The organism is Streptomyces sp. 1114.5 (assembly GCF_003635085.1).
Classification (GTDB): Bacteria; Actinomycetota; Actinomycetes; order Streptomycetales; family Streptomycetaceae; genus Kitasatospora.
Genome location: NZ_RBXE01000001.1, coordinates 410,968 through 425,116, shown reverse-complemented (window position 1 = coordinate 425,116; position 14,149 = coordinate 410,968). Strand labels below are relative to the sequence as shown.

12 protein-coding genes are annotated in these 14,149 nt (G+C 73.3%); 9 read left to right on the top strand and 3 right to left on the bottom strand.

Translation table 11 applies throughout. From position 1 onward, the window contains the following. Positions 1–31: 31 nt before the first annotated feature. From BX285_RS01785 to BX285_RS01765, 5 genes are all read left to right on the top strand, one after another. The gene (locus tag BX285_RS01785) at positions 32–799 is read left to right on the top strand and encodes an ABC transporter ATP-binding protein (RefSeq protein ID WP_398900892.1); all 768 of its coding nucleotides are present in this window, start codon (positions 32–34) and stop codon (positions 797–799) included. Further along, a complete protein-coding gene (locus BX285_RS01780; RefSeq protein WP_121174280.1) occupies positions 796–3,663 on the top strand; it encodes an ABC transporter permease in 2,868 nt (955 codons plus the stop codon). The genes BX285_RS01785 and BX285_RS01780 overlap by 4 nt, the downstream gene beginning before the upstream one ends. A 134-nt stretch (positions 3,664–3,797) precedes the next feature. Next, entirely contained in the window at positions 3,798–5,201 is a 1,404-nt protein-coding gene (locus BX285_RS01775; protein WP_097236342.1) for a dipeptidase, read from the top strand. A gap of 60 nt (positions 5,202–5,261) precedes the next feature. Further along, on the top strand, positions 5,262–6,212 hold the full coding sequence (gene nudC, locus BX285_RS01770) for an NAD(+) diphosphatase (protein WP_097236341.1): 951 nt from the start codon (positions 5,262–5,264) through the stop codon (positions 6,210–6,212). A gap of 222 nt (positions 6,213–6,434) precedes the next feature. Next, positions 6,435–7,274 carry a GntR family transcriptional regulator gene (locus BX285_RS01765; RefSeq protein ID WP_097236340.1) on the top strand — a complete coding sequence of 280 codons (840 nt, stop codon included), beginning with the start codon at positions 6,435–6,437 and terminating at the stop codon, positions 7,272–7,274. Between the two features lie 30 nt (positions 7,275–7,304). Here BX285_RS01765 and BX285_RS01760 read toward each other — a convergent pair whose 3' ends face one another. Further along, complete coding sequence (locus tag BX285_RS01760) at positions 7,305–7,562, bottom strand: mycoredoxin (RefSeq protein WP_097236339.1); 258 nt, start codon at positions 7,560–7,562, stop codon at positions 7,305–7,307. 164 nt (positions 7,563–7,726) lie between these two features. Here BX285_RS01760 and BX285_RS01755 point away from each other — a divergent pair, with 164 nt between their 5' ends. The 4 genes from BX285_RS01755 to BX285_RS01740 all read left to right on the top strand — a co-directional run bounded on the left by BX285_RS01755 (position 7,727) and on the right by BX285_RS01740 (position 11,672). Then, positions 7,727–9,994 carry an ATP-dependent DNA helicase UvrD2 gene (locus tag BX285_RS01755; RefSeq protein WP_121174279.1) on the top strand — a complete coding sequence of 756 codons (2,268 nt, stop codon included), beginning with the start codon at positions 7,727–7,729 and terminating at the stop codon, positions 9,992–9,994. Positions 9,995–10,282: 288 nt separating this feature from the next. Then, complete coding sequence (locus BX285_RS01750; RefSeq protein WP_121174278.1) at positions 10,283–10,741, top strand: hypothetical protein; 459 nt, start codon at positions 10,283–10,285, stop codon at positions 10,739–10,741. A 167-nt stretch (positions 10,742–10,908) separates the two neighbouring features. Then, positions 10,909–11,277, top strand: coding sequence for a WhiB family transcriptional regulator (locus BX285_RS01745; RefSeq protein ID WP_373560481.1), 369 nt, complete (start codon positions 10,909–10,911; stop codon positions 11,275–11,277). After that, complete coding sequence (locus tag BX285_RS01740; RefSeq protein ID WP_097236336.1) at positions 11,274–11,672, top strand: hypothetical protein; 399 nt, start codon at positions 11,274–11,276, stop codon at positions 11,670–11,672. Before BX285_RS01745 ends, BX285_RS01740 begins: the two co-directional genes overlap by 4 nt. A gap of 105 nt (positions 11,673–11,777) precedes the next feature. Here BX285_RS01740 and BX285_RS01735 read toward each other — a convergent pair whose 3' ends face one another. Further along, entirely contained in the window at positions 11,778–13,160 is a 1,383-nt protein-coding gene (locus BX285_RS01735) for an AarF/ABC1/UbiB kinase family protein (RefSeq protein WP_121174277.1), read from the bottom strand. 223 nt (positions 13,161–13,383) lie between these two features. Beyond that, on the bottom strand, positions 13,384–14,103 hold the full coding sequence (locus BX285_RS01730; protein ID WP_097236334.1) for a TetR/AcrR family transcriptional regulator: 720 nt from the start codon (positions 14,101–14,103) through the stop codon (positions 13,384–13,386). Between the last annotated feature and the right edge of the window lie 46 nt (positions 14,104–14,149).

The following is a 14,149-nucleotide window of genomic DNA, read 5'->3' as shown; positions in this document are numbered from 1 at the left end:
ACCCCGAGCCCACACCCAGTACAAGGGGGGAATCGTGTCCCACACCCAAGAAGGCCGGCCCGCGCCGGTGCTGCACCTGGAGAACGTCACCCGGGTCCACGGCCACGGCGCCGCCGAGGTCCAGGCCCTGCGCGGTGTCGACCTCAAGGTCCACCCCGGCGAGTTCGTCGCCGTCATGGGCCCCTCCGGCTCCGGCAAGTCGACCCTGCTCACCCTCGCCGGCGGCCTCGACACCCCGACCGACGGCCGGGTCCTGATCGAAGGCACCTCCCTCGGCGAGCTCAACCGCAAGAAGCTCGCCCAGGTGCGCCGCCGCTCCGTCGGCTACGTCTTCCAGGACTACAACCTGATCCCGGCCCTCACCGCCGCCGAGAACATCTCGCTGCCCCGAGAACTCGACGGCCTCTCCGCCCGGGCCGCCCGCCGCGAGGCACTGGCCGCACTGGAGGAACTCGGCATCCCCGAACTCGCCGACCGCTTCCCCGACGACATGTCCGGCGGCCAGCAGCAGCGCGTCGCCATCGCCCGCGCCCTGATCGGCGACCGCCGCCTCGTCCTCGCCGACGAACCCACCGGCGCCCTCGACTCCACCACCGGCGAAGCCGTCCTCGCCGTCCTGCGCGCCCGCTGCGACGCCGGCGCCGCCGCCATGATGGTCACCCACGAGGCGCGGCACGCCGCCTGGGCCGACCGCGTCGTCTTCCTGCGCGACGGCCGCATGGTCGACGAGTCCGTCAGCCAGGACGCCGCCAGCCTGCTCGTCAGCGTCGCCACCAACAGCAGGAAGGTGGACGAGTGAAGCTCAGCGCCTGGCGGGTCGCCCTGCGCATCGCCCGCCGTGACGCCCTGCGGGCCAAGGGCCGCAGCGCCCTCGTCATCGCGATGGTCGCGCTGCCCGTACTCGGTGTCACCGGGGCGGACGTGGTCTTCCGCAGTGCCGACCTCTCGCCCGCCGAGAAGGCCGTGCGGATCATGGGCCAGGCGGCCGCCGAACTGGAGATGGTCGAGCGCGGCTCCGCCGTCCTGCAGGCGCCCGACCCGTCCGACGGGCTCAGCGTCGAGAACCCCACGGACGACCTCAAGCCCGGCGACGTCCCCCGGCACACCCCCGAGCAGCAGCGCGCCCTGGACACCGCGCCCGGCGACCTGGTCAAGCAGCTGCTCCCGGCCGGTGCCGTCCTGGTGCCCGAACGCGAGGGCCCGAACACCGCGGCGAGCAGCGTCATGGGCCTGCTGTCCACCCGCGTCAACGAGATGGACCTGAACGACCCGGTCTGGCAGGGCCGCGTCGACCTGGTCAAGGGCCGGGCCCCCGCGAACGGTCACGAGGTCGCCGTCACCCCGGCCTTCCTCAAGCGGTCCGGCCTCAAGATCGGCGAACGGACCGCCGTCCGCGGCCTGGAGGCCGACCCGTTCACCATCACCGGCGTCTACGAGTACCCCGGCGAGCTCACCGCCAGCGAACTCTTCGCGCCGCCCGGCACCCTGATCGACCGGCTCGCCACGCCCCCCGGCGCCTCCCGCGGCCCGGCCACCGGCACCGACGAGCCCGTCCGTTGGCTGGTCAAGCTCCCGGCCGGCGCCGACCTCGACTGGCGCAAGGTCGTCGAACTCAACCGGTACGGCTTCAGCGCCACCTCGCGCGCCGTCCTGATCGACCCCCCGGCCCGCGCCGACGTCCCCTTCTACGTCAAGGCGGACGAGCGGTCGCAGAACCAGACCTCCTACTTCGACCGGACCAGCGTGGTCATCCTGGCCACCGTGGTCGGCATGGCACTGCTGGAGATCGTCCTCCTCGCGGGCCCCGCCTTCGCCGTCGGAGCCCGGCGCTCCCGGCGGCAGCTCGGTCTGCTCGCCGCCGCCGGCGGTGACCGTGCCAACGTCCGCGCCGTCGTGCTCGGCGGGGGCATCGTCCTCGGCGTGACCGGTGCCGTCGTCGGCCTCGGCCTCGGCGTCAGCCTGGTCGCGCTGCTGCGGACCCAGGCCGAGGAGTACTCCGGCCGGCGCTTCGGCCACTTCGCCCTCCAGCCGCTCGATCTGATCGGCGTGCTCGTGGTGGGCCTGGTCACCGGTCTGCTCGCCGCGGTCGTCCCCGCCGTCCAGGCCTCCCGCCAGGACGTCGTCGCCGCGCTCACCGGCCGGGACTCGCTCAAGCCGCCGAACCGCAAGCTCGCCGTGCTCGGCCTGCTGATGCTGGGCGGAGGCGCCGCCCTGGCCCTGCTCGGCGCCACCAGCGGCGTCGGCAGCCGCAGCCTCGCCGTGCTCGGCGGCTCGGTCGTCGCCGAACTCGGGATGGTCGCCCTCACGCCCTACCTGGTCGGCCTGTTCGGCCGGCTCGGCCGCTGGCTCTCGCTCGGCCCCCGGCTCGCCCTGCGCGACTCGGTGCGCCATCGGGGCCGCACCGCGCCCGCCGTCGCCGCCGTCATGGCCGCGGTGGCCGGCGCCGTCGCGGTCGGCGTCTACACCACCAGCGTTGCGGAGCAGAACCGGCGCGAGTACGTCGCGCACGGTCCCTCCGGTTCCGTCCTGCTCGGCCGGGGCTGGCTGTCCGGTACCGACGCCAAGCTGCTGCCGCAGATGCGGGAGGCCGTCGAGCGCAGCATCCCCGACCTCGGCCCGCGCGCCGACGTGCAGAACGTGTACTACAAGGGGGACTGTTCCGAGAACTCGTCCTGCGGCTACATCAGCGTGGACCTGCCCAAGGAGATCCGCTGCCCCGTCCTCGACCCGGGCCGCGAGTTCGCGCCCGGTGAGGCCGAGCGGATCCTGTCCACCGACACGCGCTGCCAGACCGACAACCGCCGGGGCAACCCGTACGGCGCGCTGACGGCCGGTGACGCCACCCTGCTGCACAACCTGTACGGCGTCACCGACCCGGCCGCCGGGCAGGCCCTCGCCGCCGGCAAGGCCGTGGTCTTCGACCCCCGGTACCTCAAGGACGGCAAGGTCGCGGTGCAGTTCAGAGAGCCGGCCGACCTCAGCACCGGCCCCGCCGACCGGAAGCAGGTCAGCCACGAGATCGCCGTCGACGCGGTGCTCGCGGACACCTCGGTTCCCTCGCCCGGGCAGGCCGTGATCAGCCCGGCCACCGCGGCCGGACTGGGGTTCACCACCACGTCGGTCGGCTCGGTCTGGCTGCCCGGCGCGGCGCCCTCGGACGGCTCCCAGCAGAAGGCCGACGGCGCGCTCGCCAGGATCACCGACCGCAGCCTCCTCACCGTCGAGCGCGGCTACCGGTCCCAGGCCGATCTCGTCACCCTCGGCCTGACCGTGTTCGCCGGCCTGGTCGCCCTCGGCGCGGCCGGCATCGCCACCGGCCTGGCCGCCGCCGACTCCCAGCGCGACCTGACCACCCTCGCGGCGGTCGGCGCCGAGCCCCGCATCCGGCGCTCGCTGTCCGGCTTCCAGTGCGGCGTGATCGCCGCGATGGGCGCCGTGCTCGGCGTGGTCTGCGGCATCGTGCCGGGCGTGGCACTGCGCAAGGTCGAGAGCGCGGGGGGAAGTTACCCCGGCATCAGTCCGGAGGAGCTCGCCAACCAGGCGATCGTGGTCCTCCCGTGGCCCACCATCGCCGGCGCCGTCGTGGTGCTCCCGGTGCTCGCGGCCGCCCTCGCGGCGGTGCTGACCCGCTCGCGGATCACGCTGCTGCGCCGCTCCGGCTGACACCCGGACGTCGGCCTCCGTCACCCCCGTCTGCGCCCGTGCGCGACGGGGGTGACGGAGGTTACAGCCCCGGGAGGGCCCGGCAGCCGGACGGCCGGGGCGGGCACCCACACGGGCGAACTACAGTCGTCGGTATGACGAGAACCCCGGACAGCGCCGTCCGCTCCTACATCGACTCGCACCAGGCCGCCTTCCTCGCCGACCTCTCGGAGTGGCTGGCCATCCCCTCGGTCTCCGCCGACCCGGAGCGCGCCGGCGAGGTGCGGCGCTCCGCCGAGTGGCTGGCGGCCAAGTTGCGCGAGACCGGCTTCCCGGTGGCCGAGGTGTGGGAGACGGACGGCCTGCCGGCGGTGTTCGCCGAGTGGCCCTCCGGGGACGCGTCCGCGCCGACCGTCCTGGTGTACGGGCACCACGACGTGCAGCCCGCCGCCAAGGAGGACGGCTGGGAGACCGAGCCGTTCACCCCGACCGTGGTCGGCGGCCGGCTGTACGCGCGCGGCGCCGCCGACGACAAGGGGCAGGTGTTCTTCCACACCCTGGGTGTGCGCGCCCACCTGGCCGCCACCGGCCGCACCGCCCCGGCCGTCAACCTCAAGCTGCTGATCGAGGGCGAGGAGGAGTCCGGCTCGCCGAACTTCGCCGCCCTGGTCCGGCGGGAGGCCGAGCGGCTGGCCGCCGACGTCGTGGTCATCTCGGACACCGGCATGTGGTCCGCCGAGACGCCGACCGTCTGCACCGGCATGCGCGGGCTCGCCGACGCCCAGATCGACCTGTACGGGCCGGACACCGACATCCACTCCGGCTCCTTCGGCGGCGCCGTCCCCAACCCGGCCCAGGTCGCGGCCGAGCTGGCCGCCGCCCTGCACGACGCGGACCGCAGGGTCGCCGTCCCGGGCTTCTACGACGGCGTGGTCGAGCTGACCGAGCGCGAGCGCGAGCTCTTCGCCGAGCTGCCCTTCGACGAGGAGCAGTGGCTGCGGGTCGCCAAGTCGTACGGCACCCGCGGCGAGGCCGGGTACACCACCCTGGAGCGGATCTGGGCCCGGCCGACCGCCGAGGTCAACGGCATCTGGGGCGGCTACACCGGCCCGGGCGGCAAGACCATCGTGCCGACCTCGGCGCACCTCAAGCTGTCCTTCCGGCTGGTCGCCGGGCAGGAGGTGGAGAAGGTCCGTGAGGCGGTGCGGGCCTGGGTGGCCGAGCGGGTGCCCGAGGGCATCCGCTACGAGCTGGTCTTCCCGGGCGCGACCCGGCCCTGCCTGACCCCGCTGGACCACCCGGCGCTGCAGTCCACCGTCCGCGCGATGGGGCGGGCCTTCGGGCAGAAGATCCTGTTCACCCGGGAGGGCGGCTCCGGCCCGGCCGCGGACCTGCAGGACGTGCTGGGCGCGCCGGTGCTGTTCCTCGGCATCTCGGTGCCCTCGGACGGCTGGCACTCGGTCAACGAGAAGGTCGAACTGGACCTGCTGGCCAAGGGCGTGGAGACCGCCGCGTACCTGTGGGGCGACCTGGCCGAGAACTTCCGGCCCGGTGCGTGAACTGCTCCCTGCACACCTTGGCCTGTCAGATCACTCATCCGGATGATTCACCACGTGGGGATGGAACCTGTGAGCACCGTGCCTGAGACCGAGCGCCCGCTGTACCTGGCACTGGCCCGGTCCGGGGTGGACCGGGCGGCCGAGCACCGCTTCGACGAGCCCTGGCTGGCGGCGGCCTGGAGCCACCCGGCCACCCGGGTGCTGCCGATCGCCGGCGGCGAGGCCTTCGTGGTCGACACCCCGCAGGGCACCGAACTCGTGCTGCTGCCCTCGTTCGAGGCACCGCAGACCGGCGACCGGTACTTCCTCGGCACCGACCAGGACGGCGTCTCGTACTTCGCGCTGGCCGGCGAGAGCCTGCCCGGGCGCCTGGACGGCGATGCCCGCCCGGCCGGGCTGCGGGAGGTCGGCGCGATGCTGTCGGACCGGGACGCCGGACTGCTGGTGCACGCCGTCGCGCTGGAGCACTGGCACCGGCTGCACAGCTTCTGCTCGCGCTGCGGGCACCCGACCGAGAAGGCCGGCGCCGGCCACGTGCGGCGCTGCACCTCCTGCGCGGCCGAGCACTACCCGCGCACCGACCCGGCGGTGATCATGGTGATCACCGACGAGCAGGACCGCTGCCTGCTCGGCCGTCAGGCGCTGTGGCCGGAGGGCCGCTGGTCGACGCTGGCCGGCTTCGTCGAGCCGGGGGAGTCGATCGAGCAGGCGGTGGCCCGCGAGGTGCACGAGGAGGCGGGCGTGCAGGTCGGCGAGGTGCAGTACGTGGCCAGCCAGCCCTGGCCGTTCCCGTCCAGCCTGATGCTCGGCTTCACGGGCCGGGCACTGCCCGGCGGCACCGAGATCACCGTGGACGGCGAGGAGCTGGCCGAGGCGCGCTGGTTCTCCCGCGAGGAGCTGCGGGCCGGGATGGAGGCCGGCGAGATCCTGCCGCCGTCCGGGATCTCGATCGCCCGGCACCTGGTGGAGCTCTGGTACGGCGAGCCGCTGCCCGCGGCGGCGCGCTGGTAATCCGGTACGAACATTCCGCGGAATAGGGGGCGTGCAGCTGACGCTGCGCGCCCCCTATTTTCCTTCCGATCCCTTTCCGAATTCCGCACCACCGGATGTTCGTATCCGGACGGGCCAGTTCTGCTACCGTAAAGCACCTCCAGGCCCCCGTCGTCAACCCGCGCGGACGACATTGCCGGAAACGGCAGAAACCGCGTCACCGCGCTCGCTACATTCACTCGGGTGACAATCCCCCGGGGCACCGCCCAATCCCCCAAATACCAGCGCCTCGCCGCCGACCTGCGCCGTCGGATCGCCGAGGGCGAGTTCACCGCCGACGCCGCCCTGCCGGTCGAGAGCGAACTGGAACGCCAGTACGGCGTCGCCCGCAACACCGTCCGCCTCGCCGTCGACGTCCTGGTCAACGAGGGCCGCCTGGTCCGCCTCCAGGGCAAGGGCACCTACCTGCGCGAACACCCCGTCCTGGACCACCGCGCCTACGGACCGACCTCGGCCCCCGCGCCGCGCGACTGCCTCGCCGCGCCCTCCGAGGTCTACCTCGGCGAGGCCGCCGAAGCCGGGCGCGAACTCGGCACCGACTTCGAGATGATGATCGTCAGGGCCCGGGTGGACATCGCCGAACGGCTCGGACTGCGCCCCGGCGAGGCCATCGTGGTCCGCCGCCAGCTGCGGCTGCTCGACCGCGAGCCGTACTCCATCGAGGAGAGCCACTACCGGGCCGGCCTCGCCGCCGGCACCCCGCTGATGGAACCCGACCCCGTCGAAGGCGGCGACGAGGCCGTGCTCGCCGCCCTCGGACGCACCGAGATCGGCGCCGTCGACCACCTCGTCGCCCGGATGCCCGGGCCCGAGGAGGCCCAGTGGTTCCAGGGCGGCCCCGGCGTGCCGCTCATGGTGCAGACCCGCGTCACCTACGACCGGCGCGGGCCCGTCCGGGTCATCGAGACCCGCTACTCGGCCGACCGCAGCCGGCTCGTCTACGGCGTCGGCGACCTCGGCGCGCGCACCACCCTGCCCGCGCCCGCCGCACCCGTCGACCCCGCCCGGGCCGACGCGACGTGACCCGCGCCGGCCCCGGACGGCCCGGCCGGATCAGGCCGCCAGGGCCTTCTTGACCTGCAGCAGGCTCGGGTTGGTCATCACGACCTGCTCGCCGCCGCCCACCGGCGTCACCAGCACCGTCGGCACCGTCTGGTTGCCGTTGTTCACCGACTCGACGAAGGACGCCGACGCCGGGTCCTCCTCGATGTTGATCTCGGTGTAGCCGATGCCTTCGCGCTCCAGCTGGCTCTTGAGTCGGTTGCAGTACCCACACCAGGTCGTGCTGTACATCGTCACGGTGCCGGACATCGAGGGGGCTCCTTCGGAAGAGGGATGCGTACGGTCTCCGGACGCAACGTCCGCCGGGCGGCGGGCATTCCGGCAGCCCGTCGACCGTCCTGCGGAGCGATCATCCTGCGATCACACCGGGCCTGTGGACAACCCCGCCCCCGTTGTCCCACCGGGCTGAGAGGATGGAACGCATGCAGGAAGACCTCTTGAGCGGCAGCCCCCACGACGCCCCCCACGGCTCCCCCTGGGCCGACCCCGGCGCCGCCACGGGGCCCGACGCCGTGCTCGCCGGGCTCGACCCCGAACAGCGCGCCGTCGCCACCGCCCTGCACGGCCCCGTCTGCGTCCTCGCCGGCGCCGGCACCGGCAAGACCCGCGCCATCACCCACCGCATCGCCTACGGCGTGCGCAGCGGCGTCTACCACCCCCAGCAGGTCCTCGCCGTCACCTTCACCGCCCGCGCCGCCGGCGAGATGCGCGGCCGCCTGCGCCAGCTCGGCGCCGACGGCGTCCAGGCCCGCACCTTCCACGCCGCCGCCCTGCGCCAGCTCCAGTACTTCTGGCCCCGCGCCGTCGGCGGCCCCGTCCCCCAGCTCCTCGAACGCAAGGTCCAGCTCGTCGCCGAAGCCGCCGGCCGCTGCGGACTGCGCGTCCAGCGCACCGAACTGCGCGACCTCACCGCCGAGATCGAATGGGCCAAGGTCACCCAGACCGCCCCCGAGGACTACCCCGCCGCCGTCGCCAAGTCCGGCCGCGAAGCCCCCCGCGACCCGGCCGAGACCGCCCAGGTCTACCGCGTCTACGAGGAGACCAAGACCCGCCGCGGCAACATCGACTTCGAGGACGTCCTGCTGCTCACCGCCGCCATCCTGGAGGACCGCCCCGACATCGCCGACCAGGTCCGCTCCCAGTACCGGCACTTCACCGTCGACGAGTACCAGGACGTCTCCCCGCTCCAGCAGCGCCTGCTCGACCAGTGGACCGGCCCCGACGGCGGCGCCAGCCTCTGCGTCGTCGGCGACGCCAGCCAGACCATCTACTCCTTCACCGGCGCCACCCCCGACTACCTGCTGAACTTCCGCGGCCGCCACCCCGGCGCCACCGTCGTCAAACTCGTCCGCGACTACCGCTCCACCCCCCAGGTCGTCCACCTCGCCAACGGACTGCTCGCCCAGGCCCGCGGCGAGGCCGCCCGCCACCGGCTCGAACTCGTCTCCCAGCGCGAAGCAGGCCCCGACCCCCTCTACACCGAGTACGAGGACGAACCGACCGAGGCCGAGACCACCGGCCGCCGGATCAAGGACCTGCTCGCCGCCGGCGTCCGCGCCAGCGAGATCGCCGTCCTCTTCCGCACCAACGGCCAGTCCGAGGTCTACGAACAGGCCCTCGCCGACCTCGGCGTCCCCTACCAGCTCAAGGGCGCCGAACGGTTCTTCGAACGCCCCGAGGTCCGCGACGCCGGAGTCCTGCTGCGCGGCGCCGCCCGCGCCGCCTCCGACCCCCTCACCGACGGCGCCCCCGACCTCGCCGGCCAGGTCCGCGCCGTCCTCGCCACCCGCGGCTTCACCGCCGAACCCCCCGCCGGCTCCGGCGCCGTCCGCGACCGCTGGGAATCCCTCGCCGCCCTCGTCCGGCTCGCCGAGGAGTTCGAGCGCACCCGCACCGCCGCCGGCCAGGGCACCGACCTCGCCGCCTACGTCGCCGAACTCGACGCCCGCGCCGCCGCCCAGCACGCCCCCGCCGTCGAAGGCGTCACCCTCGCCTCCCTGCACGCCGCCAAGGGCCTCGAATGGGACGCCGTCTTCCTCGTCGGCCTCACCGAGGGCACCCTGCCGATCATCTACGCCAAGACCGACGAACAGATCGAGGAGGAACGCCGCCTCCTCTACGTCGGCGTCACCCGCGCCCGCAAGCACCTGACCCTCTCCTGGGCCCTCTCCCGCTCGCCCGGCGGCCGCGCGAGCCGCAAACCCAGCCGCTTCCTCGACGGGCTGCGCCCCGGCTCCTCCGCACCCGGCGCACGGACCGGCGCGCGCGGCGGTCGGGGGAGCGTCGAGCCCGGCGAGCGCTCCGCCGCCCGCCGGGTCCGCGGACCGGTCAAGTGCCGGGTCTGCGACAAGGCGCTCACCGAGGCCGTCGAACGCAAGCTGCGCCGCTGCGAGAGCTGCCCCTCCACGATGGACGAGGCACTCTACGAGCGGCTGCGCGAGTGGCGGGCCCGGCAGGCCAAGAAGCAGGGCGCCCCGGCCTACGTGGTGTTCACCGACGCGACGCTGATGGCGATCGCCGAGGACGTGCCCGCCAGCCGCCAGGAGCTGGCCTCCATCTCGGGGGTCGGCGCGATGAAGCTGGACAAGTACGGGGCCGCCGTGCTCTCGTTGTGTGCGGGGGAGGAGCCCGAGGAGGATCCGGACGGCGTCGAGGACGACGGTCCGGTCGATCCGGCGTGAGTCGGCGCGGGCGCGGTCCAGGGGACTGCTCGGGGGACTTCGAAGCCGGCTGCGGGACACACCGCGCAACTCGCCGCGAAAAATAGTTTGCGCGGCGTACCGGGAGCGCAATAGCCTGCCGGGGCGGTCAAGGGGACGCGGTCGCACGGGGTCACACCTGTGCCGATTCCCCCCTGGGCTGACAGCTTCATCTGCTTCATCGATTCACCTGCTTCACCGAGACAGACATCCGAACATTCGGCGCCGGGGGAACCTGGCTCCGCGAGACGCCGAGAGGAGGCGAAGACAGTGGGAAACATCATGATCACCAAAATGACTGGCCAGACCGTTGTCGCTGCCTCCCTGCGTGCCGCCCGTCTGCGGGCGCTCGCCGAGCTCGGTGGAACCGGTCTGGGTCTCGACACCACCGGTGTCTCCGTCGCCCCCGTTGTCAGTGGTCCTGGACACACTGAGCTGTGCCTCACGGCCGGCAGGAGCATCGAAGGCACCGCTGTCGAGACCGGTCTGTCCCGTGACTGGGCGCCGGTCGGCATGTCGCGCTCCCCGCGTGATGAGCGACCGACCCAGGCACCGAAGGCAGCCGTAGCCGCCGCTGTTCATGGCGGCTATGCGCAGGTCATCGGTGCCGGAAACGCCCAGAAGCAGAACGAGCAGCTGATCAACCAGGCCAAGGCCGCCTTCATCGGCGCCGAGGCCATCCGGATGCAGGCCTTCCGCGGCCCTGAACCCTGGAGAGAACGAACCTGAGGAAGCCTCAGGTCGGCACCTCCAGGGCCGCGGAACCCGTCACACCGGGATCCGCGGCCCTTCTGTTTTGTCCGGTACGCAAGACCACCCAGGCCCTCCGGGGCCTCCGGCCCAGCACCACCAGTCACCTGGGCCGGAACCACTGAGAAGACGAGGAAGACGCCACAGTGTCCACGGTCATCACACCGCCCACCCCGTCCGTACCGCCGACAAGCCAGATCACCAAGGCCGACCAGGCCGACCCCCCGGAGGTTCTTTCCATGCAGATCACCTCGATCGAGCAGGCCGAAGCGCTCGGTCTCCCCATCCCCTGCCGCGCCTTCGACCCCGAGGTCTTCTTCGCCGAGACGCCCGCCGACGTCGAGTACGCGAAGTCCCTCTGTGGCACCTGCCCGGTGAAGGACGCCTGCCTCGCCGGCGCGCTGGAGCGGCGCGAGCCGTGGGGCGTCTGGGGCGGCGAGCTGTTCGTCCAGGGCGTCGTCGTGGCCCGCAAGCGGCCGCGTGGCCGTCCGCGCAAGACCGAGGTCATGGCGTGAACCCCGCCGACCACGTCGGGTCCGTCCGCAGGGGAGAGCAGCCCCCGCTGGACAGCGCCCTCCGCCGATCCGTGCGGATCGCCGCCGCCAAGGCCGACGCCGCAGCCCACCGCCCATTCCCGAGCACGCACCACGAGCAGGACCACGACATGACCCCCGCCGCTTTCGATCCCACCGCCCGCGCCGAGCAGGCCACCGAACGTCAGACCCAGAACAGGATCCTCGAAATGCAACTCCTCCACGAATCCCTGGCCCGGGCCCATATGCAAGACAGGCTCCAGGAGGCCGAGAACCAACGGCTCGTCAGCCGGGTCGTCCGGGCCCGCAAGCTCAAGCAGCGGGCCGAGCGGGCCTCGCTGCGCGCCCGAAAGGCGATCGCCGTGGCGCTGATGTAAGACCCGTCCACCGCAGGACCTCCGTCGTGCCGCAGGCCGCTCCCCCTCGTCGGGGAGCGGCCTGCGGCCGTTCTGCGGTGCGGTTGTTCTGGGCTGTGGCCGGGGTCAGCCCTTGCGCGGCCGGCGCTTCGCCGCGGCCTTGGCGGGGGCGGCCCGGTGCCCGTCGGAGAACTCGGGCAGCCACTCCAGCATCTCGGCGCGGAACGGCGCCTTCGCGCCCAACTGGCAGAGCACCCCGATGGTGCTCAGCGTCACCCGGTGGATCAGCAGGTACGCGGGCGGCAGGTTGAGCTGCTTGCCCAGGTTGTACGCCGGAGAGCGCGGGTCGGCGATCCGGGCCGCCTGGGCGCGCATCCACGCCCGCGTGAAGTGGAAGACGTCCACCGCGGCCGGCTCGATGATCGGCAGCAGGTAGTCCAGCACCGCATCCGGATCGAGCTGGATCGAGGGCTTCACGAAGCCCTCCTCGCGCAGCATCTTCAGCACGCCCGCCGCGTCCCCGTCCAGCGCCATCCGCAACGAGGCCCCGATCGGCGCGGGCAGCCCGCCCGGAAGACGGTCCACCGTGCCGAAGTCCAGCACACCGAGCCGCCAGCCCTCCGCCGGACCGTCGTCCTTCAACAGCCGGAAGTTGCCCGGGTGCGGATCCGCGTGCAGCAGCCCCGTCCGCGACGGGCCGGCGAACAGGAACCGGGCCAGCAACTGCCCGGCGCGGTCACGCTCCTCCTGGGAGCCGCGCGCGATCACCTCGGCCAGCGGGGTGCCGTCCATCCACTCGGTGACCAGCACCTGGTCGGCCTGCGCCACCACGCCCGGCACCGCGATGTCCGGATCCCCCGCGAACTCCTCGGCGTGCCGGCGCTGCGCCTGCGCCTCCAGCTCGTAGTCCAGCTCCTCCGAGACGCGCTCGCGCAGCTCGGCGATCAGCGGCTTGATGTCCAGCCCGGGGATCAGCGGCCCGAGCAGCCAGGCCACCCGGCTCAGCTGCGAGAGGTCCGCGAGCAGGGCGTCGCCCGCACCCGGGTACTGCACCTTGACCGCGACCGCGCGGCCGTCGTGCCAGACCGCCTTGTGCACCTGGCCGATCGAGGCCGCCGCCGCGGGCCGGTCGTCGAACTCCAGGAACAGCTCGCGCCAGCCGTCCCCGAGCCGCTGGGCGAGGGCGGTGTGCACCTTGGCCGCGGGCATCGGGGGCGCGGCGTCCTGCAGCTTGGTGAGCGCCGCCCGGTACGGGCCGGCGACCTCCTCGGGCAGTGCGGCCTCGAAGACGGACAGCACCTGCCCGAACTTCATCGCCCCGCCCTTGAGCTCGCCGAGCACCTTGAACAGCTGGTCGGCGGTGGCCTGTTGCAGCTCGGCGGTGACCACCTCGGCGGACCGGCCGCCGATCCGCCTGCCCAGACCGAGCGTGGCGCGACCGGCTATCCCCAGCGGCAGGGCGGCGAGCCGTGCCGTGCGGGTCACTGCCTTGCGCGGAAGATCGCTCACCCGGGCCTCCAATCCCTGGCCCCCCGACACCGGACGGCCGACCATCACTACGCCATTGTGCCCGCTCCCCGGCCCGGGCCCGCCGGAATTCTGCGAGGTGGGGCGGGGAGTGCCCTCCCTTTGCGGGGAGTTGGGCGGCTTGGTCCGGTCGGTGGCGGGGCCTGGGGGCCGGGGGCGGTGGGTCGTAACCGGTGAGTCGTAACCGGTGGGCGGCGGCCAGAGGTCAGCGGGACATGCGCAGGGCGAGGCCGTCCAGGACGACCGCCAGCCCGTAGGCGAACTTGGCGTCGCGCTCGGCGGCCGGGTCGAGCAGGGCGGTGGCCGCGTGCCCGTTGGTGAGGTGCTGGTAGCCGGCCGTGGCCTCCTGGGCGGCCGGCAGCAGCCGGGCGACGAACTCGGCCTCGTCCTCGCCGGAGCGGGCCACGGCACTGAGCCAGGCCGCCTCGGTGGTGCTCATCCCGACGACGTAGGCGATCAGGGCGTCGATCGCCCGGGCCGGATCGGGGAAGTCGGCCGCGACGAAGAGCGCGGACAGCCGCTCCGAGAAGGACATCAGATTGGGGCCGAGGTAGGCGAGGCCGGCCTGGCCCAGCACGGAGGAGAGCCAGGGGTGGCGCAGGGCCGTCGCCCGGAACGCCTCGGCGGCCTCGACGGCGGCGGCACGCCAGTCGGGGCTGTCGGCGGGCGGAAGGGCGATCTCGCCGAACACCTCGTCCACCGCGAGCTCCATCAGCTCGTCCTTCGTCGCGACGTGGCGGTAGAGGGAGGTCGCGCCCGCGTTCAGCCGGGCGGCGAGCTTGCGCATGCTCAGCGCCTCGACGCCGTCGGCGTCCAGCAGGGCGACCGCCTCGCGGACGATCGTCGCCCGGCTGAGGGCGGGCTGCTCCGGCTCGCTCGGCCGGCGGGCCCATACGGACGGGATCGGGTTCGTTCGGGCGGCCATGGCGACTCCTCCTCCTGTAGTGCGTACACCGTTCGCATTGAGCGTA

Excerpts from the sequence above, each read along its gene's own strand:
- nudC (WP_097236341.1), top strand. The coding sequence starts at position 5,262 with ATGGAACCTGTGAGCACCGTGCCTGAGACCGAGCGCCCGCTGTACCTG.
- BX285_RS01775 (WP_097236342.1), top strand. The coding sequence starts at position 3,798 with ATGACGAGAACCCCGGACAGCGCCGTCCGCTCCTACATCGACTCGCAC.
- BX285_RS01760 (WP_097236339.1), bottom strand. The coding sequence starts at position 7,562 with ATGTCCGGCACCGTGACGATGTACAGCACGACCTGGTGTGGGTACTGC.
- BX285_RS01755 (WP_121174279.1), top strand. The coding sequence starts at position 7,727 with ATGGAACGCATGCAGGAAGACCTCTTGAGCGGCAGCCCCCACGACGCC.
- BX285_RS01730 (WP_097236334.1), bottom strand. The coding sequence starts at position 14,103 with ATGGCCGCCCGAACGAACCCGATCCCGTCCGTATGGGCCCGCCGGCCG.